The sequence below is a fragment of the Pseudomonas sp. GM60 genome, from assembly GCF_000282415.1.
GTDB classification, from domain to species: domain Bacteria; phylum Pseudomonadota; class Gammaproteobacteria; order Pseudomonadales; family Pseudomonadaceae; genus Aquipseudomonas; species Aquipseudomonas migulae.
Genome location: NZ_AKJI01000072.1, coordinates 1 through 22,484, shown reverse-complemented (window position 1 = coordinate 22,484; position 22,484 = coordinate 1). Strand labels below are relative to the sequence as shown.

Here is a 22,484-nt window from a genome sequence, read left to right as displayed (position 1 = left end):
TTTTGACGCTGTTTTCGATCCATTCAGCAACGCTGATTATTGCGTCCTAGGACGGCATAAAAATTCCTACATGAAGCTCGGAATGCGTCACCTACCGGGCTGTGAGGATGAGGCTTATAGTCGGCCCATCGCCCAGAACGGCGATTCGGGTTTGGCGACCTGATCGATCGAGTATCTAAAGCGCTTTTGCTTTAACTTTTGCCTTGATCGGAGTTTTACCTATGGAAAGATACATGCCCCTCACCGGAATCGATCTGGTCCCGGCCTCCCTGCTCATCGACACCGAAGCTCCACTCGACGTATTGCAAGCCGCCGCTGACTACCGAATTCGCGCAGTTACTCAGGTGCTGGAAAACATCGCCTTTCGCGCCGAGATTGGTTGCGACACGGTGGTGCTGTCGGACTTCTCCAAACTGCTGGCCATTCCGTTGCGGGATGGCTGTGACTTGATGGATGTGATCGGTCGGCGATTGCGGGCGCAGACGAAGGAGTGAATGAGAACGGGCGCTGAAGGCGCCCGTTATTTGTTCGACTAAATCTTGCCCCTGTTTCAAGCAATACGCAGGGCGATATCATAAGCCCTTAATGAGATATCATTCACCAGACCATATAAAACTTGGCAGCGACTTCTAAAAAGGAGGATTATATTTAATGAAAAAGCCTGTTATAGACGAAATGTACGAACTGATCATTCGTGGCGACCTGGACAAACTCGAAAACATTTCAAGACCAGAAGATGCAATTCATATTCGATCTGCGATTTCCACAAGCAATGCTGCCGGGGTTGGACTAACCATTAACTTGGAGGACATTACAAGCAGAGCACCATGGATAACACCCCTATTCGCGGGCCCGAAAATTTACTTTACCTCTGCGTCCACAGCACTACAAAGTTTGATATCACACGGAAAATCTAAAGTACTTATAGACTGGTCTTTTTCATTCGACTCAAATGTGGCAGAAAAGGTCAGAGCATATGTAAATCACGAAAGCATCAATGAATCTGATCGCAATCGCGTAATCACACTTCTTAGGCTAAAAAAAGAATACTCACTCCAAACAGATTTAATACCATTCTTATTTGAAAACCTCCGATTATCCAGAGACAACAAATCAAATGAAAGGCCATTAAACACGATACTAGCTTTCAAAAAACTTGATTATCTCGACTGGGCATCATTCGAGAACAACCCTTTAAAACCAGCATTCAACTGCGATGAAGAAAAACTATCTCAGGAATGTATAAGAACTTATAACAAACTAGTAAATACTGCCGAGGTAAAAAACCGCGAACGCAAAGCGCTGCTTACTCAAGTTATACTATTTGAACTATCGATTATTTGGCTCAAAGGAGAACGCAGCCCGGAAGCCGCATTCACTGCTTTGATCGACTTCTGTGTGATACAGCTGAAAAAGCTACCTAAGTACGAACTTATGTTCGCATGGAAGTTCTTAAGCAACCCTAGCAAGGTCAGGTTTTTTGGCCCATTAAGCGGAGTGGGGAAAGATCTTGCCAAATCCCTTCGGGGAATGGCATGGGATATGTCACATATGCGAACGCTTGAAACCATGTGCACAAAATCAGATTCTGGTTCATTTTTCGTCCCGTTTTTTGTATCGTTCGATGAAAAATTTTCAGAAATATTGAAGCAAAATCAAATTCACGTCCTCCTTATGGATGACAGATTAAAAAGAATGCATAGCATAGGTATGAGTGAGGCTGCATTCCAAGTAAAGCTTAATTCGTGCATGTCTCCACAAGTACTAGAAAACATGACATTTACGAGTTCGGAAGCTAGGAGAACGCATGAAATTTCGGAATTCGAACTTCAGCACATCCTTGAAAATCAAACTACAGTTCTCGAAAGTCTTGCGAACACTATCAGGTCAGCAAGAAAAAACAAGAACAGCGATTGAAAACCACATAACTTTAAAGTGAACACTTTAAAAGTGAACAGATTATTTGTGACATTACAAACAAAAAATCCGTCCACTTTTTCCCAAGTACGGGAAGACTAGCTGAACTCACCACTGGCTGGAGCCACTTCTCTAAATCTACTGACACCTGGTTAATGCATTGACTTGACCACCCATTTGCATGCGACCTAGCCAGCCATTTCCACCGGATTAGCCCCTTTAGTAAACATGACCGGCAAAGAACGACCATAAGCGGCAAATCAGAAGAGCGGGATCGCCGGTCAACATTGCTAAAAAATCTTACTAAATACGTACTATTTATCTAAATCAATAATCTAGACTTTATCGCCTCTGATGAGCTCCGGGGAGGAAATGCTTAAATCTGCAATTGCAGAAACAAATTGCCCAACATCGTTGTCAAGATAGTTTTGCAGATAATGGGATGTCACGAAATCAACAAGGTAGTCACCTTTAAGGGTGTCGGAGTCTAAGTTGCGCACAAATGTAACGCGCCCTTTCTCTGTCAAAGATTTATCCTCTCCATCCATGGTGAGTGTCATTAGGTGGTCGCGCAGAACTACTACAGGAAATATTAACCATACAATACGCCACTCACCAGTATTCCTAGAGCCAGGTAGAGATTTAAGGCTCGCGTCTACTGCTTTAGCAATAGGGAGGAATAGCGAGTCATAAATTCCTTCATGGTTAGCAACCCAGTCGCTCCCTTTCCTCACAATCTTCGAGAACTGAGTGGCCTTGTTCGGGTATTTAAAATAGTAGTGCGAAGGAGCGAGTCCTAAATGAGTAAATGCCGGAATCTCTCTGAACGAGTTTGCACTTAGTTCTTTACGATAGGTTTTACGAGGAAAAATATACTCTTTAGGGTGGAATGTGGTTGTTTCACGTTTATTTTTTTGACGCTCTAGAAAAACGAAAGGAGAACTTGAATCTTTGCATTCAACTAGAATTTCTGCAAAAATCTGAATTTTGTGCTCTTCATTGTGAAGATAGGTTTTTACTGCACGAAGATCTATCTCTCTGGATTTTTTTGTGTCTAGATCTAAGTACGACCAAGATGTCTCAACATGGAATCCGTTCCCCTCTAGAATGGTTGCGATCTCTTGCTCAAAAAGAAAGCCTGATTTCTCAAGCGCCGTTAATATTTGCTCGTCTGTTGGGTGAGGAGAGGACATTTACGGAACCTAATATCAAGTTTAATTAATTTGCATTGCTTTTTGTCTCTATTGTGGCATTTCAAATGCAGCATCACATTTGACTAAGTCTTTTGGAGGCTTTGTTCTGGTTTGACTTGGCGGCGCTGAGCTGTTCGCTTCCGAGCCGCTTTGAAACTATCAACAGAGAAAAGGCGATCAGCGTTAAATTCTTTTTGGGGCAGATGTATTTGCCACAAGTATTCAAAGCTCTTGCAATGACCTACCGGGATACTCGACGAGGAAAATCGCTCTTGGAATGATGGCGACGTTGAAATATTGGATCGCAATGCATGGTAATTTGGATTTAGAAAGGCTTGATAAAATAAAAACTTTATTTCATAGATAGTGAACTGAGAGGATAAAATCTTCAGATAGTGCTCTCGTTTTTCTGACAGAAAACACTCATTTTCAATAAGAGATAAGATCGCATTTAACGTCTCAGTGTATCTGGTTTGTCGAAAAAAGATCATGCTGCAGGTCTTATAGAGCCAATAAGTGTAATCATCCTTGTCGTTACTATTAGCATCTGATGGGAATGTCATTATACGTTGGGTGCCACAAGCAGCATCGAATTTTTGCTGGAGAAAGCTAAGCGCATCGATACCATAAATTCGCGTGCCAGAGTTGCCCTCGGACTTAATTGAAAGCTGAGTGAGATTTTCTCTATATAAGGCGAGAAGACGATAGAATGACTCTTCGAATTGTTGCTGTTGAAATGTCCTGCTCTGGAGTCTTATCTCCGCCCTGGTCTCAGAAAGTTCCATTCTTGTAAGCTTTAGGTCTTCACGCTGTAAGAAAATTGTAATTAATAAGCCAGCGAAACCGAGCCCCGTAAATAGACTGTTCAATGCGCCAAAGCTATCTCCAAAAGTCCCAGCCTTGGAAATTGAATACTCGTCGATTGGCCAAGTCTTTATAATCAGAATTAAAGCATATGAAAGAACGGAAACTATAATCACCCCGAAGCAGACCAAGATAACATTTCTTATGTGTAAACTTGGTGGTGAGCTTGGCTCTGCAGGATCGGTCTTGTAGAAAAAATTACGAGATTCTTTCATTTTTTGCTCTCTAGCTATTAAGTCTTTTTGTATATTGGCTAGCATTGACTTGCTAGTTTAAAATTCTTCAGCGATCGACCTGCACCCAGTTTAGCTGACTAAGCTGGGCCCGATCACCATAAAATAGATGGTCCCTCGTCCGACCGCATAGAACTAGTCATTTTTTCTTCAGGCATCTCTTAACGATTCAGACCTGAACTACCTCCGAATTCCTCATCCGACAGGCTCCTTGTGATCGATAGCAGCCGCCCACAATCTCGCACCCTTTTCTCCAAATACAAACCTACTACGAACTCCTCCGCCACTGCTTTCATTCCTATGCCTCGCCAGATCGGTTCTCATCATCAAACCGCACCCGCGCAGCCCGAAAACCCTCCGCATTCTCCAGCAGCCAACTCCACAACGGCACCATCCGCGCCAAAAAACTGCGCCCCAACGCCGTCAACTCATAATCCACCCTCGGCGGCACCTCGCCGTGATCAAACCGCACAATCAACCCATCACGTTCCAGTTGCCTCAAACTGCGAGTCAGCATGCGTTGCGTAACACCCTCCAAGCGCCTTCCAATTTCGGCGTGACGCAATTTCCCCGCGCTCCCCAGGGTATGAACAATACCCAGCGACCAGCGATTGCCCGCATGGGTCAGCACTTCGCGCTTGAGTCCGTCGTCCTCGGCGCTGAGCGCATCGCACGCGGCTTGCGACTGGCGGATCACCTCTTCTTCACTCATTTCGTCATGCAGTATCACGCGTGTGCCTTCTTCTGAACGTTCGCCAAGGGTGACAGGATAGAAAAACAATCGTTGCCGATCATTCATTGGGAGTTGTCGATGCACCCGCTCAATCCTGCAAAAACCGAAAACATTCTGGTATTAGGTGCCGGCGAGCTTGGCATGGCCGTACTGCGCGAGCTGGCCGCTCGACCGGAGGCTCGCGTTACGGTGATGCTGCGGCCGTCGGCCATCGATACCACGTCGGCGCACAAACGCCAAACGCTCGAAGAACTGGACACGCTGGGTATCGAGGTGCTGCCGGGCGATGTGGTGAATGATTCCATTGAGCAGCTAGCCGCGCGGTTTAGCGGTTTCGATACGCTGATCAGTTGCCTCGGCTTTGTCGCCGGTAGCGGGACGCAAGTCAAACTCGCCCGTGCCGCGTTGCAGTCGGATGTGAAACGGTATGTGCCTTGGCAGTTCGGCGTGGACTACGACGTGATCGGTCGGGGCAGCCCGCAGGATCTGTTTGACGAGCAACTGGATGTGCGCCAATTGCTGCGCGCTCAATCGCGGCTGCACTGGCTGATCATTTCGACCGGCATGTTCACCAGTTTCCTGTTCGAGCCCGCGTTCGGCGTGGTCGATCTGGCGCAGAACACCGTACGCGCCCTGGGCAGTTGGAACACTGCCGTGACGGTGACCACGCCGGAGGATATCGGCCGGCTGACCGCCGTCATCCTGTTCGATCCGGTGCTGGTGAATCAGGTTGTCTACGTGACCGGTGACACCCTCACCTACGGGCAATTGGCCGACACCGTCGACCGCTTGCTGAACCGCACGGTCGAGCGTGTCGAATGGACAGTACCCGCGCTCATGGCTGACCTGGCCGCCGCCCCCGATGATGCGACGCGCAAGTACCGGGCAGTGTTTGCCGAGGGCAAAGGTGTCGCCTGGGACAAGGCGCAGAGTTACAACGCCGAACGGCAAATCAACACCACCACCGTTGCAGAGTGGATCGAGCAGCATTTGCTCTGATCGCGTAGCGCTGGGGATGTGTGTCCGCAAGGACCGAAAAGGGACGACTTTTTCGGCCGGCGATTGCGGGCGCAGGCGAAGGAGTGAATGAAAACGGGCGCTACAAGCGCCCGTTTTTTTGTCTCTGGATCTGACCACCCGTGTTGCTCAACCGCTGGTTATTTCTTCCTGCAAACTTCAACGTCGTCCTGAGTCTTTAACGCCGTGTCGATTCCTAATCTGTATCTGCAGTAGTCGATAATCCACTTCCGTTCCTCCTCCGTAAGGCGCTCTACTCTTCTGATCTCTCCATCATTGGCGTGGATGTTGTAGAACTTCATCTGAACAGTCGGGTGCTTCTTGATAAACAGGATGGTCTCGATGTCACCGTCTTCAAGCGCTTCGTAGTACCCGATGTAGAGAACGGCAGGCACTAAAAGCAGCGCTGCAATCAAAAAGGTTCGGACCGCAAACGGTGAGCAAATTGCCGTTATTGCCGGTGCTTGAACGCCCGTCGCCCCCACAGAGCCTCCCATAGCATACCGAGCCCTACTACGACGGATAAAAAGAAAAACAAGACTTTTTGCAGCAGATACAAAACGAAGCGCTCTGGTTGTTCGTCGAATACAAGGTGTTCGTTAATCGTGTTTCGACGCGGCCCTGTCAATGCGTCTAATTGCCAAGTGGTCAGAGCGTTATATAGATCCAGAGCCCACAAAAAAGCAACTAGCAGGAATAACAGTGCACCGATGAAACGGTAAATGCGGGCGCGATATCCTGGGATCACAGAAGCTCCATCTTTCTAATCAGCTGATAACGTGGCGGCGGTTCATAGTGGTACCTGAGGGCGGCCATACGACAGGCCAGATATTCCTCGGGGCAAAAAACATTCAAGAAGTAGACGTGACGCTGCTCGCGAGACGCCAAAGAAGGCAGTCTATTCAACCGTGAACTGGTCCAGCAACAGCATAGTCCCCATGACTGGCACTACCCATCCCGCCGCACAGGCCGACTCAGTTGCCGGGGCTTGCTCGCGATGGTCTTGAACGTAGCGGCGGGGTTCCTGGAGTAACGCGGGGTTCTTTGGTCCATCGCGAGCAGGCTCGCTCCTACAGTTTGTGCATCTGACTGAGATGACTGCGCACAAGCACCCGTTTTTCGGCAGTTGCGATCTACACGTCAACACGGCGAAGGATCCATTTGTGAGCCAGTCGGCCGAAGCGACTTCCACAAAAAATATGTGAAATAAAATGTGAAGATATTTTTCGCTAAAGCTCCAAGAAAACCTCTACAGCCCAATAAATTAGCGCTTGTTCATCAAGTCAGTATGTGAAATAAAATGTGAAGACTTTAATACGGTAAAAACCGCTATGTCCCTGATCACATCAAAAACCTGGCTCGACCCCATTCTCCCTGACACGTTGCCTCCATCGATTATTGCGCTCGCGGACGCGCTGCCCAGAAAGACACAATTTCTAGCCGGCCGCTTGCCGTCCGAAACCGCTGCACGCCTCGGCCGTCTCCTGCAAATCACCAATACGTACTATTCGAACCTGATCGAAGGGCAATACACCGAGCCTGCCGAGATGCAAAAAGCGCAAGCGGCACCGGTCAAAGACCGCAAGCAGCTCAAAAATCTCGCGGTTGAACAAATGGCGGTGCAAGCGTTGCTCGAACGGGCGTTGCGCCAGCGTGCGCCGTTCGACTGGGGTGACATGTTTGCGCCCGAGCTTGTGAGCACGACACACAAACGGCTTTTTCGCGGGGCCAGTGACGCGGAGCGCACGTTGTCCGATGGCTCGGTCATGCAGCCCGGCACCCTGCGATCGATCACAGGCCAGAACGTTGTAGTTGGCAATCATGACGCTCCGGACGCTCGCGCTGTAGACGGAATGTTGCGGCACCTTCAGGCAGGATTCGGGCGGCAGACGGATTCCCGTCGCCAGCTGATTGCTGCGCTTGCCTACCACCATCGCCTTGCCTGGATTCATCCCTTCGCGGACGGGAATGGTCGCGTTGCCCGGTTGGTCACTCATCTTCAATTGGTGAGCCTGGGACTGCGACCAACGTTGTGGTCGCTGTCTCGTGGGCTGGCAAGGCAACACCAGAATTACTACGCCGCTCTGACCATGGCCGACCGCCCAAGAGAGGGTGATCTGGACGGACGAGGTCAGTTGTCTCAGCGACGCTATTTCGAATTCATCGAGTTCATGCTGCAGGTTTGTCACGATCAGGTCGATTACATGACCGCAGCGGTAGACCCGTCCAAAATTCGGGAGCGTGTCATACGCGCGTTTCACAACAACGAGAAACTTCTACAACAAGGTATTCGCCCGGAAAGCGCGCCGGCGATGATCGCGCTAATCACTCAAGGAAGCCTGCCGCGCAACGAATTCAAGACCTTCACCGGCCTTACCCCACGCCCGGCAATCGATGAGCTGTCGCGGCTGATCAAAGTTGGCTTGGTGGAAAGCCAAACGCCCAAATCCCGGATCGTCACACCCGGCCTGCCCGCCTGGTTTGCCCAGGATATTTTTCCGGATTTGCATCGGCGGTTTCAGTAGCGGTTCTATGGCAGCTGTACGCGGGAGATCTACGGGTCTACCGGTGTTCTCTGTGCCAGTTCGCCAACCTGAGCACAGCTGTCACCCTATCGATAAAGGGAACAGTTTTATTATTGAGTGAATAAATCCACCCCTTAATTCACGACCTCACTTCGACGCATTCCGAGGATCATCATGGCTATCAACATACTCAAGGCCTAGCGGACCCGTTCCGTAAACTTGTGAAATGTACTCTCCTGATTTAGCCCAGTGAAAGTGTGGCGTATTGGCCGGAAGTATCACTACGCTGCCTGGGCCATAAGCAACCAGCTTGGCCGGATCGAAAACAGTACCGAAGCCAATATAGAAAACACCGGACATGACGGTATAGATACGATCCTCAGGATGCGTATGGGGCATTAATTTTGTGCCATTCGGCACTTTGACTCTTACAACGTAGGGTGCTGGCTTGCTCGGGTCGCCGGCCAGCACAGCCAGTTTCACTTCTTTCGGGAAAGCCGGAAAGCTATGCCATTCAACGTCTTCATTATGTAAAGCACCGACCTTATCGAGTGGCAATGGTTGTGCCTGGACGAGCGGCATTGTGGCGCTGGTGACAATAAGTGCAGCCAGACAAGCAGTTTTCATAATGTTCTTAATCATGAAAGGCACCTTGATTACGCAGTAAAAAAAATGATGTCGTCACCTGCGCCGCTAGTAAATTCGGTGTGCAATTCGAGGCGAGTCGCGTGCGGCTTACTGTATTTGTCACTGGCGGTGATGAGAATGGCGTTGTCGCGCATTACAGTTGATACGCAATGTAATCAATGCGCTGTCACGTTCCGGCTGCCGGGGCTGCCCCCCATCATCACACTCACCAGAGGTAGGCTGCTCGCCCTATCAATGCCGTCAATGGTCACCATCACGTCAATGAAGTTCTCTTAAAAAATCCGCGGCGTAACATCTGCTCCATACCAACCAACAACACCCCGGAGCACACCACCATGAAACGCCAACTCTTCCTCAGCATCGCTTTCTCGGTTTTTGCAGTTAACGCTTTCGCCGCTTCGTCCGCTCACCCGGTTGTCGCTGAAGGCGGCTCGGATCGTCTGATTGAAAGTCGTGTGGCTGAGGGTGGTTCGGATCGTTTGATCGAAAATCGTGTAGCCGAAGGTGGCTCCGACCGTCTGATCGAAAACCGTGTGGCCGAAGGTGGTTCGGATCGTTTGATCGAGAATCGTGTAGCTGAAGGTGGCTCCGACCGCCTGATCGAAAACCGTGTTGCCGAAGGTGGCTCCGACCGCCTGATCGAAAACCGCGTTGCCGAAGGTGGCTCTGACCGTCTGATCGAAAACCGCGTTGCCGAAGGTGGCTCCGACCGCCTGATCGAAAGCCGCGCTGTATAAACAAATCGCGTCACCGCAATACCCAAAAAGCCCGGCCTGATCAGCCGGGCTTTTTCGTGCGGGCGCAAAACACTGTCAGCGAGCTTACCCTTCCTGACTTGCTCATCGCGCTCTTCTCTGTACAGACAAGGTCTGGCAAGAAGTAAACACCCTTAAAGGTGTGCTCAGTCGGGAGACGACAAAGGGTCAAACTCGGACGATCCCCTTGTAGGAGTGAGCCCGCTCGCGATGGACGTTAACGAAAACGCGTGCTTGCTGGATAAACGCGTCATCCTCAGGTCCATCGCGAGCAGGCTCGCTCCTACAATTTGTGCATCGGCTCAGGCCAGCAAGGCGTGGGTAACGCGCCTCCAAATCGCTACGCAAAGGGCAACCCAAAAACCACCACACAAAACTCATGGCGAAAAATATCTTACCTACTACCCTTAGCCTGAGGCATTGAGGCTACCTGCTTTCACCTTTCCGACATTGATCCAGTCGTTTCAAACCTGCCTGGCCACATGGAGGCCGCGCGATGAGCATTCCGTTGTTTTTCGCGATGTCAGCCGTACTGTTTCTGAGCAGCCCTGCCCTTCTTGCGCAGCCAGTGGAGGCGGCCGCAAGCGCTGCCGAGCCGGCGCCTGTCGCGGCGGCGGTCAAAGACGCGGTGTTTACCGAAGAGCAGCTGGATCAAATGTTGGCGCCCATTGCGCTTTACCCTGACCCGTTGCTGGCTCAGGTGCTGATGGCCACAACTTACCCTGGGGAAGTCACCGAGGCGGTGACCTGGTCCAAGGCGCACCCCGATGCCAAGGGTGATGATGCGGTCAAACAAGTGGCTAGCCAGCCGTGGGATCCGAGCGTGCAGGCGTTGGTGGCCTTTCCGCAGGTCCTTGCAACGCTGGGACAGGATCCCGTTTGGGTACAACGCCTGGGTGATGCATTCCTGGCGCAGCCCGATGATGTCATGGAGGGTGTGCAACGCTTGCGTCATCAGGCGCAAGCAGCCGGCAACCTGCAGAGCAACCAGTATCAAAACGTGACGGTTCAGGCCGCGGCGCCACCCGCACCAGCCCCCTCAGCGCCAGCGCCGGCTCAGCTCCCTGCCAACAACACCACCATTATCATTGAGCCCTCCGATCCGCAGGTGGTGTACGTCCCCACCTACAACCCGACAACAACCTACGGCACCTGGGCCTACCCGGCTTCACCTCCTGTTTACTACCCTCCGCCGCCCGCCTATTACCCCGGTTCGGCATTGATGGCCGGGCTGGCGTTTGGGACTGGCGTCGCGATCGTCGCCTCTTTGTGGGGTGAATGTGACTGGGGCAATAACGATGTCGACATCGACATCGACCGCTACAACAACATCAACCGTAATAACCAGATCACCAATAACAATTGGCAGCACAACTCCATTCACCGCGATGGCGTGCCCTATCGCGACAACAGGAGCCGCCAACAGTACGGCCGCCAACTGGATGGTGCCAGCCAGCGTGATGCCTATCGCGGGGACAATGCCCAGCGCGCCCAGGCCCGTGAAAAAGCCCGAAGCTCGATGGACAGGCACGGTATTGAACGACCTGCGACCAGTAACCGCGAAGCCCGTGATCGAGCGAGTGCCGCCCAGACTGCGGGCGTCAATCGCAAGCAAGCCGGTACAGACAGACCGAAGGTGGCTGACAGGGGCCAAGGCGCAGACAGACCGAAGGCAGCTGACAGGGGCCAAGGCACAGCCCGAAACACTCGCGAGAGTCAGCAGCCCAGAAGACAGACCGCCGACGCCAATCAGCGTGCCCAGGCGCGCCAAACGGCGCCACAACGGGCGCCACAACGACCCGCCGCCAGTCAGGGCGGCGCCCGCAACAACGCATTCGCCGGCGCCCGCGCACCGTCCCAAACCAGCGCGCAGGTCAATCGTGGACGGGCCAGTCAGGCATCCGCGCAACGTCCCAGTGCGGCGCGATCAGCTGGCCATCAGGTCAGTCGGCCATCCAGTCCGCCTGCGCGTCAAAGGGGGGGGGGCCGTCGTTGAAACACTATCCTCGAATGAATACGCTCATGGGCCTGCCCGCTCATGCCTTGGTGATCGCTGCCGGCCTGGCATGGTCGTGCGTTGTCACGGCACAGCAGGTATTTCCCACGCCAGAAAAAGCCGCTCAAGCGTTCGTCGACGCATTGGGTACGGAACACGCCGATCAGGCACGCCTGACAGAATTGCTGGGCAGTGAATGGCGCAGTTTCATCCCGCGCGAAGGCGTGGAACGCAGTGATGTGGATGCGTTCATCAAGCAATACCACGAGCAACATGCCATTGAAAAAGCCAGCGACCGCAAGGCGATCCTGTCGGTGGGCAGTGACCACTGGACATTGCCGATCCCCATGACAAAAGTGGAGAAAGGTTGGCGCTTTGACATTAAGGCCGGCAGCGCAGAAATCCGTGTCCGTCGTATTGGCCGCAACGAACTGGCCGCCTTGCAATCGGCGCTGACGTACCACGACGCCCAGATGGACTATGCGTCAGAGGACCGTGACGGTGACGGCGCCCTTGAGTATGCGCAGAAGTTTTTCAGCACCGCCGGCAAGCACGACGGGCTCTATTGGCAGGACGACAACAGCGGTCAGATCAGCCCGCTGGGCCCCTTGTTCGGCCAACGCATTGCCGACGAAGACTGGCACGGTTACCACTTTCGCATCCTTGAAGGCCAGGGTCCTTCGGCACCGGGTGGCGCCTACAGTTACCTTATCGGAGACAAGATGAGTCGCGGCTTTGCACTGATCGCCTGGCCGACGAAATATAAAGACACCGGGGTGATGAGTTTCATGATCAGTCATGAAGGCCAAGTGTTCGAGAAAGACTTGGGACCTGACGGTTACAAACTGGCGCAGTCGATGAAACGGTTTGATCCAGACGACAGTTGGAAGGAGGTGGAAGATCAGAAGCAGTAGTATTTTTCCGCCCCGCCAGCCCGTTACCGGGTAGTACGTTTTAATCCCCCGGGACCTTTGAGGGTGCCCATAGAAAAACGGGACAGACGACAATTCTCATCTAATCGCAGCCTGTCCCTTTTTTTTTGCTAAACCGAGCGCGGTGCTTCAACGGGAGGGGTGCCGTCGTGAAACATCGTTTTCAGTTGAGCACGCAGTTCCGGTGAGTCGGTGTGTTTGTGAACACTGACCGCATGCTGTGCGGCAGCCTCGAGCAGTTCGTTTTCAGAATCTGCGCAGAGCGCGACCGAGCATTTGGTATCGCTTGGAAACTCGCGGCAGTCGATGTATTTACGCGCCATGATCCTCTCCTCTCGATGAAGGCAGGTCGTAATCTGCGTGAACGATCACTCGACGTAGGTCGCATCGAGTGTTCTGACGTTTGAAGTATAGGCCCGCCACAAGACGCAGTTTCCTATGAAGCACTTCGAGCCCGCTGCACCCGGCGCATTACAGCCCGATGAACTTGAATAACCACACCCCGCCCATCCCGACCGCCAGTGTCAGGACTGTATTGCGAGTCTGCCAGGCGACCCAGGCCGCGATAATGGCGGCGGGTATCTGCGGATTGTTCAACACGAACTCACTCTGCCCGTTGGGGTACACCACCGCAGGCAACACAAGAGCCGCCAGCACACTCGCCGGTACGTAAAGCAAGGCCCGACTCAGCAATGCCGGGATGCGCAGCCGGCCATACAGTTCGACAAAGGAAAGGCGCATGGCGAAGGTTCCCAGGCCGACCGCCAGGAACATCCCCCACAAAGCTAAATCATTCATGGTGTCTCCCTCTCGACGTCATGGACCCGCGCCTCGCTCAATGGGCGCTTGCGAACCGTCTCGATCAACAGTCCCGCCATGACCCCGCCGATGGAAGCGGTGACCAGCCCGAGGTTGTAGGGCATGTTGATCGCCAACACCGCGAGCATCCCTCCGACCACCGCGGCCCCCAGGCTCGCCGCGTTACGTATGCCGGGCACCAGAAGCGCCAGAAAGGAAAGCGGTATGGCAAAGCTCAACGACCAGGTTTCGGGGATGCTTGCGCCCAGGTAGACGCCGGCCAATACCGACAATTGCCAGGACAGCCACATCGCCACGGCGGTGCCTGCATAGTAGTGATGCGCGAATGCCCCCAGCTCGCCTGAAGAAAGCTTGAGACTGCACAGCGCGTAGGACTGGTCAGAAAGCATGTAGGACAAAGGCCACGTCCAGCGCTTGGGCAAGTGGTGCATGTAAGGCGCCAGTGACGCGCTGTACATGATGAAGCGCAAGTTGATGACCAGCGCAGTGACGACAATCGCCAGCGGCACAACCCCCGTATGCAGCAGTTGCAGTGCAACCATCTGCGCGGACCCCGAGTAGAACAGCAGCGTCATGCCCATGGTCGTGCCGGGCGACATGCCCATGTTGATCGCCATGACCCCCGTCAGCAGGCCGAAAGGAACGACGCCGGGACTCAATGGAATGAGCGCCCGGACACCTTGCATGAACGCTTCCCTCGCTGTTCGATACGGCATTTCGACTCCTTGGTCTGGTGTTCGCGCTGACGGTTCGATGGGCCGTGACGCCGGCTATTTTGCTGCGCGATACAGGGTAAGCTGGGGCTATTGCGCGTCATCTGCTCAGATCTTTGCCTGGCCCATGGTCCGCAGCCCATCGTGCGGTAGAGTGTGGACCCGGAGCCCGATGGGCAGAACCGACTTTTTTTTCGAGAAAACAGGTAGTTTTTGTTATGGCTAAAAGCTCCCAGCCTGATCAGGCCCTGCTCTCAATGCCGTCCTTCAAGGCCATGAGATCCTTCGTGGCCGCTGCCAAATACCGGAACTTCACCCGGGCCGCCGAGGCATTGTGTGTCACCCAGGCGGCGATCAGCCGTCAGATTCGCGAGCTGGAACTCTACTTGGGCACCGAGTTGTTCACGCGCACCGGGAGGGAAGTCAGGCTGACAGCCTCGGGCACAGCGCTCTTCGATGCTGCGCAGCTGTCCCTGCTCAACATCTTTCAAGCAACCGAAAGAATCCGTCGGGAAAAAAGCGACAAGCGCACCCTGACACTTTGCTGCTCGCCCGCCTTATCAGCGCTTTGGTTATCCCACAGGCTCAAAGACTTCTTCAGCGCCAATCCCGATGTCGACCTGAATGTCATCACCACCCAGCATTTTCTGGTGATGGAGCCCGGAATCATTCCGGACATTTTCATCACCCAGACCAGTGATCTGCGCCCCGGCTATCTGCGAATCCCCTTGTTTCACGAAGTCGTCTATCCCGTGTGCACGCCTGGTTATCTGGAAGCGCATCCAGAACTGAGCACTTTGGAGGGCATGCGCAACAGCGTGCTGCTGGACCTGAACCCTTATGGCCGTTCCCAGTTGACGGAACAGGTCGACTGGAATGTGTGGTTCGCTTTCCAGTCCCATGACCTGAAGATCCCGGCCTCGGAAAATCCGCACTATTTCAGCAGCAATGACTACAGCCTTCTGGTGCAAATGGCACTGGACAATCAAGGTGTCGCCCTGGGCTGGGATCATCTGGTGAGGCATCTGGTACAGCAGGGGCGCCTGGTTCGGCCGGTGACGGAAGAGCTGACGCTCAGGGAGGCGGTTCAGTATTTGATGATTAATGAGAAGAAGGCGGATGATCCTGCGTGCGGGCGTTTAAAGGACTGGCTGGTTGCTCAGTTCAAGTGAGCGATTCACGAAGATGGCAGCTAACTAGCCGCCCCTGAAAAACACCAGACGATGAAACACCCGCTGAACGCTTCAGCCACCAGTATCCATGTGGGAGACGTTCGATGATTTCTTCTCGGGAACGGTAAAACTCACTGTCGTACCGGTGAGGATCTTGTGCGTCGGGTCGGCCACTTCCAGAAGAACCTTGTGAGCACCGGGCGTCAGTCCAACCAGGATAATCGGGCCGTCACTGGTATGCGCCCACGTACCTTTCCAGTCATCGACCGTCACGTGGAGGTGGCTGAGACGAGGTGAAACTTCACCCGCTGCCTTGCCAAACACCGGCATGATCCTGGCGTGCTCTGTTCGATACTGGATGATGACAACGCCGCGGGCCAACGGCTCGGCAAGCGGTGGATAGGCAATGAGTTCTGGCAGCGTCTCGGATTCCAGTGGGAGTATTGCCGGTGGGTGATCGGCATCTGCTTCTCCTTCACCGAATGCGGCCATGCAAAAAAAGCCGCCCAAGACCAGGACAAACAGATTTCTGAGAGCGAGGGACATGGCGTTTTACTCCCGCGTGATGTTACTCAAGGCTAGTCCATTGCAGAGAATGCATTGCAGGGCTGACGGCGGGTCTTTTGCCGCTCACTTCAGGAAGGTAAATACCGCGCAACCCTCTCATCCAATAGCTTGATCAGCGCCGGCTCCATGTACTGAAAAACATCCGGTATGTCCAAACAAGCGACGCGTTTGTCCGCCAGTTCCGAACCAAATCGAGCCATCAGTTTGTTGCGATGAATGGGCTCCATGACAACGATCAGTTCAGCCCACCGAAGCAGTTCCAGGCTGACCGGAACATACGCATCGTTGCTGATGCCCGCCGACGCGGTTTTCACGCCGGGCCAGTCAGCAAAATGTCGTTCGGCCGTGGGGCTGCGCAGGCGGTTTTCGCTGCAGATGAAAAGTACGTTCAACATCGTATGACTCCCGACAGTTAACGCGCCTGGGACTCAGGCGAATTACCGGGTCACTGCCGCACTCCGGGTGCCCGCGAACGCGCTCGTGCCAAGCCAGCGCCACAGGCTTTTCGCATCTTGTACGGCGCCATCCACACGCAGCTCTCGCGACTGAAGAACGTCCCCCGGTGTGCGGTCGCCCGTCCACACCTCGGTCAATGCGCGCACGCTGGAGTCCACGACGAGGGTCAGTTCGCGGCCAGGGTCGTCGCGGCACAGGTCGGCTACCCCCTCTTCAACCACGAGCCACCACGCTTGTTCGCCTGGCCGTGCGTCGCGGAACGTGAAGTGGATGACCACCGGTCGGGGCGGGAATGTTTCGATGCGCACGAACCGACGCACGTCCCACATCAGCAAGCCCGCATCGAGTTCGTCATCGCGCAGGCGGCTGCCGATCCAGCGTGCGCCCCAATGACCCAGCGCCATGATGATCGGGCGCAACTCCTTGCCCGCCTCGGTCAGGCTGTACTCCCAGACTTTGCCCGTGGCCGTGCGGTGCACGACGCCGATTTCTTCCAGATGGCGCAGCCGCTGTGTCAGCAGGTTGGTGGACATCCGGGGGACGCCGCGGTGCAGCTCGTTGAAGCGCTTGCTGCCGCACAACAGTTCGCGCACGACCAAAGGTGTCCAGCGCTCACACAGAGCTTCGGCACCGCGTGCGACCGTGCAGAACTGACCGTAGCTTTCGTCCATTGCCTGGGCTCCGCAATTACAACGCTTCAGATTCTGAACTAGCCCCGCCGCTTCGCCACGCGCACGCTCAAGCCTTCGAAGCCAAGAACCAAAGGTGAACGCCATGACCAAGGTTGCCATTATTCAGCGCCCGCCCGTGCTGCTCGACCGCGGCGCAACGATCGCCCGGGCCGTGCAATCGGTCGCCGAAGCTGCGGCGGCGGGAGCTTCGCTGATCGTTTTGCCCGAATCGTTCATTCCAGGTTACCCGTCGTGGATCTGGCGGTTGGCGGCGGGAAAGGACGGGGCTGTCATGGGCCAGTTGCACACGCAGCTGCTGGCCAACGCCGTTGATATTACGAACGGTGACCTGAGCCCTTTGTGCGAGGTCGCGAGGGCTCACGCCGTGACGATCGTTTGCGGCATCAATGAATGCGACCGGTGCAATGGCGGCGGCACGCTCTATAACAGCGTAGTCGTTATCGGCGCGAACGGCGCTGTGCTCAACCGACACCGCAAGCTGATGCCAACGAATCCCGAGCGCATGGTGCATGGCTTCGGTGATGCCTGCGGGTTGCGCACGGTCGAGACACCGGTTGGTCGCGTGGGGGCGCTCATCTGCTGGGAAAACTACATGCCGCTGGCACGTTATTCACTCTATGCTCAAGGAGTGGAAATCTACGTCGCCCCCACGTACGACACGGGCGATGGCTGGATCAGCACGATGCGTCACATTGCACTCGAAGGACGCTGTTGGGTGCTCGGCAGTGGCACCGCACTGCGCGGCAGCGACATCCCCGAAGACTTTCCGGCGCGTGCGCAACTGTTTCCCGATCCGCAGGAATGGATCAACGACGGCGACTCGGTGGTGGTCAATCCGCAAGGCCGGATCGTCGCCGGTCCACTGCACCGGGAGGCCGGCATTTTGTATGCGGACATCGACGTCGCACAGGTGGCGCCAGCGCGGCGAGCGCTCGACGTCACCGGGCATTACGCGCGCCCTGACATTTTCGAATTGCAGGTGCGGCGCACACCGGCGACTGCGGTGCGCTATATCGACGGGTGAAGGCAAACCATTGACGGGAGTTATGCAATGAACAGTGAACGGTCTTACAAGGGCAGTTGTTTTTGCGGCGCAGTCGAGCTCACGGTCAGTGGCGAGCCGGTCGGGATGGGTTATTGCCATTGCGAGTCGTGTCGGCATTGGTCAGCAGGACCGGTCAACGCCTTCACGCTGTGGAAACCCGAGGCGGTGCAGGTGACTCGCGGGGCTGACAACATCGGCACCTACAACAAGACACCGCAGAGTTACCGCAAGTGGTGCAAGACGTGTGGCGGGCATCTCTTCACTGAACACCCGGAGATGGGGCTCGTCGACGTGTATGCCGCGATCATTCCGGATCTCGCGTACTCGCCAGGCGTTCACGTGCACTATCAGGAGAGCGTGCTGCGCATCAAGGATGGATTGCCCAAGCTGAAGGATGTTCCCAACGAACTGGGAGGATCGGGTATCAGCGTGGACGAATAACGCTGACACCGGAGTAAAAAAACGGGCGCCTTGTCGGGCGCCCGTTTTGTTCAGGGTTGCGTGCTGCGAGTGACGCTGATCAGTGCGATTTCTTTGAAACCGACGTCCCGGCTTTGCTCAACCCTTTCGCGTTGTGATCCCCGGGTGTCGAGGCCGAGATTGCGGAGGCTTTGGCCACGCCGCGAGTGTCTTTGGAATGGGCGATGCCAGACGTCGTTGTGCCATGACCGCGCTCACCATTGCGGTCACTGCCGTAGTGGTTTCCGCTTTCGCCACGGTCGCGAACAGCCCTTCCGGCATGATCGCTGCTCAGTCCATTCCCATGGCCGTTGCTGTTGGCGTTGCCGTGATCGGAACCGCTGTGACCGCCACCTGTACCGCCGCCGTGGCCACCGCCATTACCACCACCGTTTCCGCCGCCGTTACCACCACCACCGCCATTACCGCCTCCGTTACCGTCCTTCGCATAGGCGGAGTTCATGACAGAGAGGTCAGCAGGGAGTAATGGGGCGGCTGCAAGCATGAGGGCGCATGACATGACAGCAACGAAACTCTTGTTTTTTAAAAGCATGATTGCTTCCGTAAGGTGGTTGATATCGCATGCATTAGGACGCAATTGCCCGGCGACAGTTCAACTCCTGCGACGGACGGAGTGCGGTGCGCTCACCACCTGGTAAAAGCACCGCAACCGCAGGGTTCAAGTATCAGTCAAAGGCCCCGTTGAGGACTTCATAGATGATCCCGGTTGCCAGTGCGACCAGTATCAAATCGGTGCCTGCTTGCTGCCATTCGTATCCATCATAATGCGGCAACCTGCCAATCAGGCGTCCATCCAGCTTTTTCGCAATGCCGGGTGGAAGCGGCTTTCCTCGAGCGAGGTTTTTCTGAATTCCGGGTGGCAACGCAGGGCCGGGACTCCAGTAGTCCCTGTACTCGCCAACGATCCCGAGAATGCTTCCCTGATTGATACTGGGGCCATGACTCCAATCGCCGCCTCCGGCGTTTTTGCCTTTGCCGCCTTGATTGCCATGGACTTGATTGTTTTGCGGTTTTCCCTGGCCCTTTCCATTACCAGGATCAGCCAATGCGGTCGCTGAGCCGCAAACCAGCGCAAGGCATGTAATCGCGGCAACCAATGAGCGTGATCTGTGCATGAGTCGTTCCCTCAGAGTGGCGGGTTGTCTCTCTGAAATTTAGACGCTATTGACGATGTGAGTTCCAGTTCCGCTTATTTATGGCCAGGCCCCACGCCCGTTTTGTCTGCACTTGCGTGCTGCGGATTCTGGTAACTCGTAGCACACTAGCCAAGTGTCAATGCAGAGCGCCAAGTAGCCAGGCGTTTTCAGGAGGTGAACAATGAGCAAACAACCTCAACCCCGCAGCCGCTCCAACCCTCAGCCCAGATCCCGCCCGGTGGTGCCCAACCTGCCCGGCAAAACCGGCAACAAGTCCAGGGGCTTGCGTGGCAACTACCCGTCGAAGAAGTCGTAGTGAAAAGCGATCAACAGCGAACATAACCTTCCGACTGACGGCATCGGTTCGGCCACAGCAAATCGAGAGTCACTTGGCCTGATTCGACGGATAAAGACCGGCAAGCCGCGCTATCACAACCCCCACATAAAAGACGCCTGAAAATTCTTCGACCATCACAAGTGAGCGGGCATGGTTGGTCAACGGGAGAACATCACCGTAACCGGTGGTCGTCAGTGTCGTGAGGCTGAAATAGATCAGTTTGAAGAACGTGCCGGGCTGTCCAAAGTCGAGGTGGCTTGGGCCGAATGAGCCAGCGCTGGATATCTCGAGCAAGGCATAGACGAAGGACCAGACGAAGGCCAGCAGGATGTAACCCGCAAGCGCGCCATGCAGCTTGTCGGCCGTAATCGGCCCGCGCTGGAGAATATAGCGAAGCACTCCGATGAACGAGACTGCCAGAGATGCCGCATAAGCTATCCCGGCAAGATTAAGAATCGCGATACTCCCAACCCACAACGCCGTCCATTGCAGGCCAACCCCAAGCAACGCCAGGCCCAGTTTGAGGATGAACCCCCACCGAGTCTGCCGGGTGGCGAAAGCGCCCACGAGCAGCACGGTTGAAAATAGAATGCCGAGCAACGTGCGGGCAAATATGCCCTCCTCAAGAAAGGGAAACAGGAGGATCAATCCAAGTAAGAGCAGCAACAGATAGGTGCAGGGCCCTCGCCCTATGACCATCTGACCTAGATCCTCGTCGGATTCGGTTTTGTTTTTCGGATCTGTCATAGCGGTTTCCCATAGACCGAAACAACGTTCGATACCTGGCGCTACAGGTTATAAATCTGGCCTGGTTTTAGAAGTGTCGGCAGTGGAATTCTAGTCGCGAATGCATGTGAGAGGATTCAGCCGGACAACTATGGGTCGATTTCTACCCTGATCGACTGACAGCAATCGGCCAAAAGTTAGCGTTCAGCCTTCTCACTAAAGACCGCGAACAGCGTTAATGATGAAAGTTGTGCGCGGCGGTTCGAATGTGGGCTTTAATGTCCGTGCTTATAGGCAACCCCATGAGCTTCGACTCCATACGAAGATGGATGCGCCTGACGGCGGGTTCCGGTTGCCATGTACTTGTCCACTCAAGGAAGAAACGACATTGAAAATAGCTTTTAGCGCCCTGTTATTGACCTGCCTGACGACTATCGCGCTCGCTGGCGAGAACCCTGTCGGCTTCCGCTCTTCCACACTGGCGGATGCGCACAATGACCGCACACTGGAAATGGTCGTCTGGTACCCCAGTGCAACGACCGCCGCCACGCAATTGATTGGCGATGATGTGGTTTTCGTCGGGGCTTCTGCCGTTCGTGACGCGCCGCCCGCTGCTGGCAAGCATCCATTATTGGTGCTCTCCCACGGGTACAGAGGAAACTGGAGCAACCAGATCTGGCTTGCCAGCGCTCTGGCTCACAGGGGTTACATCGTCGCTGCAATCAATCACCCTGGCTCCACCACTCATGACCGTAGCCCAAAAGCAGCAGCGCAGTTATGGCAGCGGCCCGTTGATGTGAGCCGAGCCATTGATGGGGTCACGGCTCAACCGGAAAAATTCGGCCTGGTCGCCAATGACCGAATTGCAGTAGTGGGCCATTCACTCGGCGGCTGGACCGCCCTGGAGATCGCCGGTGCCCGTTTCGATCCAGACCGCTTCGCCCATGACTGCAAAGCCCACCCACAGTTAGCAAGTTGCTCCGTCTATGGAAAGATGAATCCCGCCAGCACCTCAGAATCAAAGAGCGCGTTGGCCGCCGATTTGCGCGATGAACGCGTCACGGCTGTGGTCACATTGGACCTGGGCCTTTCACGGGGCATGACCGATGAAAGCCTGGCTGCGCTGCCGGTACCAACGCTGGTGATCGCTGCCGGCGTACCGTCGCACGATCTTCCCGCTGAGCTGGAGTCTGCCAACCTGGCCAAGCGCCTGCCTCCGGCGTCAAGCCGCTACGTCGAAATCAGCGACGCAAGCCATTTCAGCTTCTTGTCAGTGTGCAAACCGGGCGCAGAAGCGATGCTCGAAGAAGAAGTGCCAGGCGATGGCATCATTTGCCGGGATGGCGATGGTAATGGCGCTCGCCCGCGGGATTTGATCCAACAGCAGGTTACTTCGCTGATAGCAGAGTTTTTTCAGTCATCTATCTACAAAGAGAACAGCTTGTAAAATCGTTGTAGGAGAACTGCCGCAGCTCGACAAAAAACCGCTGAACGATTTAGCCAATCTGTTGCATCGACCGGTTGAATC

General features: G+C 54.7%; 26 protein-coding genes. 12 read left to right on the top strand and 14 right to left on the bottom strand.

Going from position 1 to position 22,484, the window contains the following annotated elements; genetic code table 11:
• Positions 1-221: 221 nt before the first annotated feature.
• Positions 222-494 (top strand): hypothetical protein, encoded by a 273-nt coding sequence (locus tag PMI32_RS11330; RefSeq protein ID WP_008030842.1) that lies wholly within the window; start codon positions 222-224, stop codon positions 492-494.
• 157 nt (positions 495-651) lie between these two features.
• Positions 652-1,917, top strand: coding sequence for a hypothetical protein (locus PMI32_RS11335; RefSeq protein WP_008030840.1), 1,266 nt, complete (start codon positions 652-654; stop codon positions 1,915-1,917).
• 335 nt (positions 1,918-2,252) lie between these two features.
• On the opposite strand, the gene PMI32_RS11340 is transcribed toward PMI32_RS11335, so the two are convergent.
• The 3 genes from PMI32_RS11340 to PMI32_RS11345 form a co-directional block, all read right to left on the bottom strand.
• The gene (locus PMI32_RS11340; protein ID WP_008030838.1) at positions 2,253-3,110 is read right to left on the bottom strand and encodes a hypothetical protein; all 858 of its coding nucleotides are present in this window, start codon (positions 3,108-3,110) and stop codon (positions 2,253-2,255) included.
• Positions 3,111-3,193: 83 nt separating this feature from the next.
• Positions 3,194-4,189 carry a putative phage abortive infection protein gene (locus tag PMI32_RS29390; RefSeq protein WP_008030836.1) on the bottom strand — a complete coding sequence of 332 codons (996 nt, stop codon included), beginning with the start codon at positions 4,187-4,189 and terminating at the stop codon, positions 3,194-3,196.
• Positions 4,190-4,505: 316 nt separating this feature from the next.
• On the bottom strand, positions 4,506-4,919 hold the full coding sequence (locus PMI32_RS11345) for a winged helix-turn-helix transcriptional regulator (protein ID WP_032828850.1): 414 nt from the start codon (positions 4,917-4,919) through the stop codon (positions 4,506-4,508).
• Positions 4,920-5,018: 99 nt separating this feature from the next.
• Between PMI32_RS11345 and PMI32_RS11350 the strand changes: the two genes are divergently transcribed.
• Positions 5,019-5,939, top strand: a complete 921-nt coding sequence (locus PMI32_RS11350) for an aromatic alcohol reductase (protein ID WP_008030830.1) — start codon at positions 5,019-5,021, stop codon at positions 5,937-5,939.
• A gap of 158 nt (positions 5,940-6,097) precedes the next feature.
• On the opposite strand, the gene PMI32_RS11355 is transcribed toward PMI32_RS11350, so the two are convergent.
• Positions 6,098-6,454 carry a hypothetical protein gene (locus tag PMI32_RS11355; protein WP_443216526.1) on the bottom strand — a complete coding sequence of 119 codons (357 nt, stop codon included), beginning with the start codon at positions 6,452-6,454 and terminating at the stop codon, positions 6,098-6,100.
• Positions 6,455-7,288: 834 nt separating this feature from the next.
• Between PMI32_RS11355 and PMI32_RS11365 the strand changes: the two genes are divergently transcribed.
• Positions 7,289-8,482 (top strand): Fic family protein, encoded by a 1,194-nt coding sequence (locus PMI32_RS11365; RefSeq protein ID WP_008030823.1) that lies wholly within the window; start codon positions 7,289-7,291, stop codon positions 8,480-8,482.
• Positions 8,483-8,629: 147 nt separating this feature from the next.
• On the opposite strand, the gene PMI32_RS11370 is transcribed toward PMI32_RS11365, so the two are convergent.
• On the bottom strand, positions 8,630-9,124 hold the full coding sequence (locus tag PMI32_RS11370) for a cupin domain-containing protein (protein ID WP_008030821.1): 495 nt from the start codon (positions 9,122-9,124) through the stop codon (positions 8,630-8,632).
• Positions 9,125-9,465: 341 nt separating this feature from the next.
• Here PMI32_RS11370 and PMI32_RS11375 point away from each other — a divergent pair, with 341 nt between their 5' ends.
• The 3 genes from PMI32_RS11375 (at position 9,466) to PMI32_RS11385 (ending at position 12,795) form a co-directional block, all read left to right on the top strand.
• Positions 9,466-9,867 (top strand): hypothetical protein, encoded by a 402-nt coding sequence (locus PMI32_RS11375; RefSeq protein WP_008030819.1) that lies wholly within the window; start codon positions 9,466-9,468, stop codon positions 9,865-9,867.
• A gap of 514 nt (positions 9,868-10,381) precedes the next feature.
• Positions 10,382-11,881, top strand: a complete 1,500-nt coding sequence (locus tag PMI32_RS11380; RefSeq protein WP_008030817.1) for a DUF3300 domain-containing protein — start codon at positions 10,382-10,384, stop codon at positions 11,879-11,881.
• 26 nt (positions 11,882-11,907) lie between these two features.
• Entirely contained in the window at positions 11,908-12,795 is an 888-nt protein-coding gene (locus tag PMI32_RS11385) for a DUF2950 domain-containing protein (RefSeq protein WP_008030815.1), read from the top strand.
• A gap of 128 nt (positions 12,796-12,923) precedes the next feature.
• On the opposite strand, the gene PMI32_RS11390 is transcribed toward PMI32_RS11385, so the two are convergent.
• The 3 genes from PMI32_RS11390 to PMI32_RS11400 form a co-directional block, all read right to left on the bottom strand.
• Positions 12,924-13,136, bottom strand: a complete 213-nt coding sequence (locus tag PMI32_RS11390; protein WP_008030813.1) for a DUF1059 domain-containing protein — start codon at positions 13,134-13,136, stop codon at positions 12,924-12,926.
• Between the two features lie 148 nt (positions 13,137-13,284).
• On the bottom strand, positions 13,285-13,611 hold the full coding sequence (locus PMI32_RS11395; RefSeq protein ID WP_008030811.1) for an AzlD domain-containing protein: 327 nt from the start codon (positions 13,609-13,611) through the stop codon (positions 13,285-13,287).
• Positions 13,608-14,348: an AzlC family ABC transporter permease gene (locus PMI32_RS11400; RefSeq protein ID WP_032828838.1), complete on the bottom strand. Its 741-nt coding sequence runs from the start codon at positions 14,346-14,348 to the stop codon at positions 13,608-13,610. Before PMI32_RS11400 ends, PMI32_RS11395 begins: the two co-directional genes overlap by 4 nt.
• A 215-nt stretch (positions 14,349-14,563) precedes the next feature.
• On the opposite strand from PMI32_RS11400, the gene PMI32_RS11405 reads away from it, so the two are divergent.
• Positions 14,564-15,517 (top strand): LysR family transcriptional regulator, encoded by a 954-nt coding sequence (locus PMI32_RS11405; protein WP_008030806.1) that lies wholly within the window; start codon positions 14,564-14,566, stop codon positions 15,515-15,517.
• A 72-nt stretch (positions 15,518-15,589) separates the two neighbouring features.
• On the opposite strand, the gene PMI32_RS11410 is transcribed toward PMI32_RS11405, so the two are convergent.
• The 3 genes from PMI32_RS11410 to PMI32_RS11420 form a co-directional block, all read right to left on the bottom strand.
• Complete coding sequence (locus PMI32_RS11410; protein ID WP_008030804.1) at positions 15,590-16,063, bottom strand: DUF6130 family protein; 474 nt, start codon at positions 16,061-16,063, stop codon at positions 15,590-15,592.
• A gap of 89 nt (positions 16,064-16,152) precedes the next feature.
• Positions 16,153-16,479 (bottom strand): low molecular weight protein tyrosine phosphatase family protein, encoded by a 327-nt coding sequence (locus PMI32_RS11415; protein WP_008030801.1) that lies wholly within the window; start codon positions 16,477-16,479, stop codon positions 16,153-16,155.
• 42 nt (positions 16,480-16,521) lie between these two features.
• Positions 16,522-17,211 (bottom strand): winged helix-turn-helix transcriptional regulator, encoded by a 690-nt coding sequence (locus tag PMI32_RS11420; protein WP_008030799.1) that lies wholly within the window; start codon positions 17,209-17,211, stop codon positions 16,522-16,524.
• 103 nt (positions 17,212-17,314) lie between these two features.
• On the opposite strand from PMI32_RS11420, the gene PMI32_RS11425 reads away from it, so the two are divergent.
• Together PMI32_RS11425 and PMI32_RS11430 are read left to right on the top strand one after the other, a co-directional pair.
• The gene (locus tag PMI32_RS11425) at positions 17,315-18,256 is read left to right on the top strand and encodes a carbon-nitrogen hydrolase family protein (RefSeq protein WP_008030798.1); all 942 of its coding nucleotides are present in this window, start codon (positions 17,315-17,317) and stop codon (positions 18,254-18,256) included.
• A gap of 27 nt (positions 18,257-18,283) precedes the next feature.
• Complete coding sequence (locus PMI32_RS11430) at positions 18,284-18,718, top strand: GFA family protein (RefSeq protein ID WP_008030796.1); 435 nt, start codon at positions 18,284-18,286, stop codon at positions 18,716-18,718.
• A 79-nt stretch (positions 18,719-18,797) separates the two neighbouring features.
• Here PMI32_RS11430 and PMI32_RS30450 read toward each other — a convergent pair whose 3' ends face one another.
• Both PMI32_RS30450 and PMI32_RS11435 read right to left on the bottom strand, forming a co-directional pair.
• Positions 18,798-19,289 carry a hypothetical protein gene (locus PMI32_RS30450; RefSeq protein ID WP_008030793.1) on the bottom strand — a complete coding sequence of 164 codons (492 nt, stop codon included), beginning with the start codon at positions 19,287-19,289 and terminating at the stop codon, positions 18,798-18,800.
• A gap of 133 nt (positions 19,290-19,422) precedes the next feature.
• Positions 19,423-19,872: an anti-virulence regulator CigR family protein gene (locus PMI32_RS11435; RefSeq protein ID WP_008030792.1), complete on the bottom strand. Its 450-nt coding sequence runs from the start codon at positions 19,870-19,872 to the stop codon at positions 19,423-19,425.
• A gap of 202 nt (positions 19,873-20,074) precedes the next feature.
• On the opposite strand from PMI32_RS11435, the gene PMI32_RS30890 reads away from it, so the two are divergent.
• Complete coding sequence (locus PMI32_RS30890; protein WP_008030790.1) at positions 20,075-20,209, top strand: hypothetical protein; 135 nt, start codon at positions 20,075-20,077, stop codon at positions 20,207-20,209.
• 69 nt (positions 20,210-20,278) lie between these two features.
• Here the strand turns inward: PMI32_RS30890 and PMI32_RS11440 are convergent, their stop codons facing one another.
• Positions 20,279-20,977, bottom strand: coding sequence for an ion channel (locus PMI32_RS11440; RefSeq protein ID WP_008030788.1), 699 nt, complete (start codon positions 20,975-20,977; stop codon positions 20,279-20,281).
• 367 nt (positions 20,978-21,344) lie between these two features.
• Between PMI32_RS11440 and PMI32_RS11445 the strand changes: the two genes are divergently transcribed.
• Positions 21,345-22,403 (top strand): alpha/beta hydrolase family protein, encoded by a 1,059-nt coding sequence (locus tag PMI32_RS11445; protein ID WP_008030786.1) that lies wholly within the window; start codon positions 21,345-21,347, stop codon positions 22,401-22,403.
• Positions 22,404-22,484 lie beyond the last annotated feature (81 nt).

Coding starts and splice junctions, on each gene's coding strand:
- PMI32_RS30890 (WP_008030790.1), top strand. CDS start 20,075: ATGAGCAAACAACCTCAACCCCGCAGCCGCTCCAACCCTCAGCCCAGA.
- PMI32_RS11400 (WP_032828838.1), bottom strand. CDS start 14,348: ATGCCGTATCGAACAGCGAGGGAAGCGTTCATGCAAGGTGTCCGGGCG.
- PMI32_RS11385 (WP_008030815.1), top strand. CDS start 11,908: ATGGGCCTGCCCGCTCATGCCTTGGTGATCGCTGCCGGCCTGGCATGG.
- PMI32_RS11375 (WP_008030819.1), top strand. CDS start 9,466: ATGAAACGCCAACTCTTCCTCAGCATCGCTTTCTCGGTTTTTGCAGTT.
- PMI32_RS11330 (WP_008030842.1), top strand. CDS start 222: ATGGAAAGATACATGCCCCTCACCGGAATCGATCTGGTCCCGGCCTCC.
- PMI32_RS11395 (WP_008030811.1), bottom strand. CDS start 13,611: ATGAATGATTTAGCTTTGTGGGGGATGTTCCTGGCGGTCGGCCTGGGA.
- PMI32_RS11345 (WP_032828850.1), bottom strand. CDS start 4,919: ATGAGTGAAGAAGAGGTGATCCGCCAGTCGCAAGCCGCGTGCGATGCG.
- PMI32_RS11425 (WP_008030798.1), top strand. CDS start 17,315: ATGACCAAGGTTGCCATTATTCAGCGCCCGCCCGTGCTGCTCGACCGC.
- PMI32_RS11370 (WP_008030821.1), bottom strand. CDS start 9,124: ATGATTAAGAACATTATGAAAACTGCTTGTCTGGCTGCACTTATTGTC.
- PMI32_RS30450 (WP_008030793.1), bottom strand. CDS start 19,289: ATGCTTTTAAAAAACAAGAGTTTCGTTGCTGTCATGTCATGCGCCCTC.
- PMI32_RS11390 (WP_008030813.1), bottom strand. CDS start 13,136: ATGGCGCGTAAATACATCGACTGCCGCGAGTTTCCAAGCGATACCAAA.
- PMI32_RS11335 (WP_008030840.1), top strand. CDS start 652: ATGAAAAAGCCTGTTATAGACGAAATGTACGAACTGATCATTCGTGGC.
- PMI32_RS11340 (WP_008030838.1), bottom strand. CDS start 3,110: ATGTCCTCTCCTCACCCAACAGACGAGCAAATATTAACGGCGCTTGAG.
- PMI32_RS11365 (WP_008030823.1), top strand. CDS start 7,289: ATGTCCCTGATCACATCAAAAACCTGGCTCGACCCCATTCTCCCTGAC.
- PMI32_RS11350 (WP_008030830.1), top strand. CDS start 5,019: ATGCACCCGCTCAATCCTGCAAAAACCGAAAACATTCTGGTATTAGGT.
- PMI32_RS11355 (WP_443216526.1), bottom strand. CDS start 6,454: ATGGGAGGCTCTGTGGGGGCGACGGGCGTTCAAGCACCGGCAATAACG.
- PMI32_RS11410 (WP_008030804.1), bottom strand. CDS start 16,063: ATGTCCCTCGCTCTCAGAAATCTGTTTGTCCTGGTCTTGGGCGGCTTT.
- PMI32_RS11415 (WP_008030801.1), bottom strand. CDS start 16,479: ATGTTGAACGTACTTTTCATCTGCAGCGAAAACCGCCTGCGCAGCCCC.
- PMI32_RS11420 (WP_008030799.1), bottom strand. CDS start 17,211: ATGGACGAAAGCTACGGTCAGTTCTGCACGGTCGCACGCGGTGCCGAA.
- PMI32_RS11430 (WP_008030796.1), top strand. CDS start 18,284: ATGAACAGTGAACGGTCTTACAAGGGCAGTTGTTTTTGCGGCGCAGTC.
- PMI32_RS11440 (WP_008030788.1), bottom strand. CDS start 20,977: ATGACAGATCCGAAAAACAAAACCGAATCCGACGAGGATCTAGGTCAG.
- PMI32_RS11380 (WP_008030817.1), top strand. CDS start 10,382: ATGAGCATTCCGTTGTTTTTCGCGATGTCAGCCGTACTGTTTCTGAGC.
- PMI32_RS11405 (WP_008030806.1), top strand. CDS start 14,564: ATGGCTAAAAGCTCCCAGCCTGATCAGGCCCTGCTCTCAATGCCGTCC.
- PMI32_RS29390 (WP_008030836.1), bottom strand. CDS start 4,189: ATGAAAGAATCTCGTAATTTTTTCTACAAGACCGATCCTGCAGAGCCA.
- PMI32_RS11435 (WP_008030792.1), bottom strand. CDS start 19,872: ATGCACAGATCACGCTCATTGGTTGCCGCGATTACATGCCTTGCGCTG.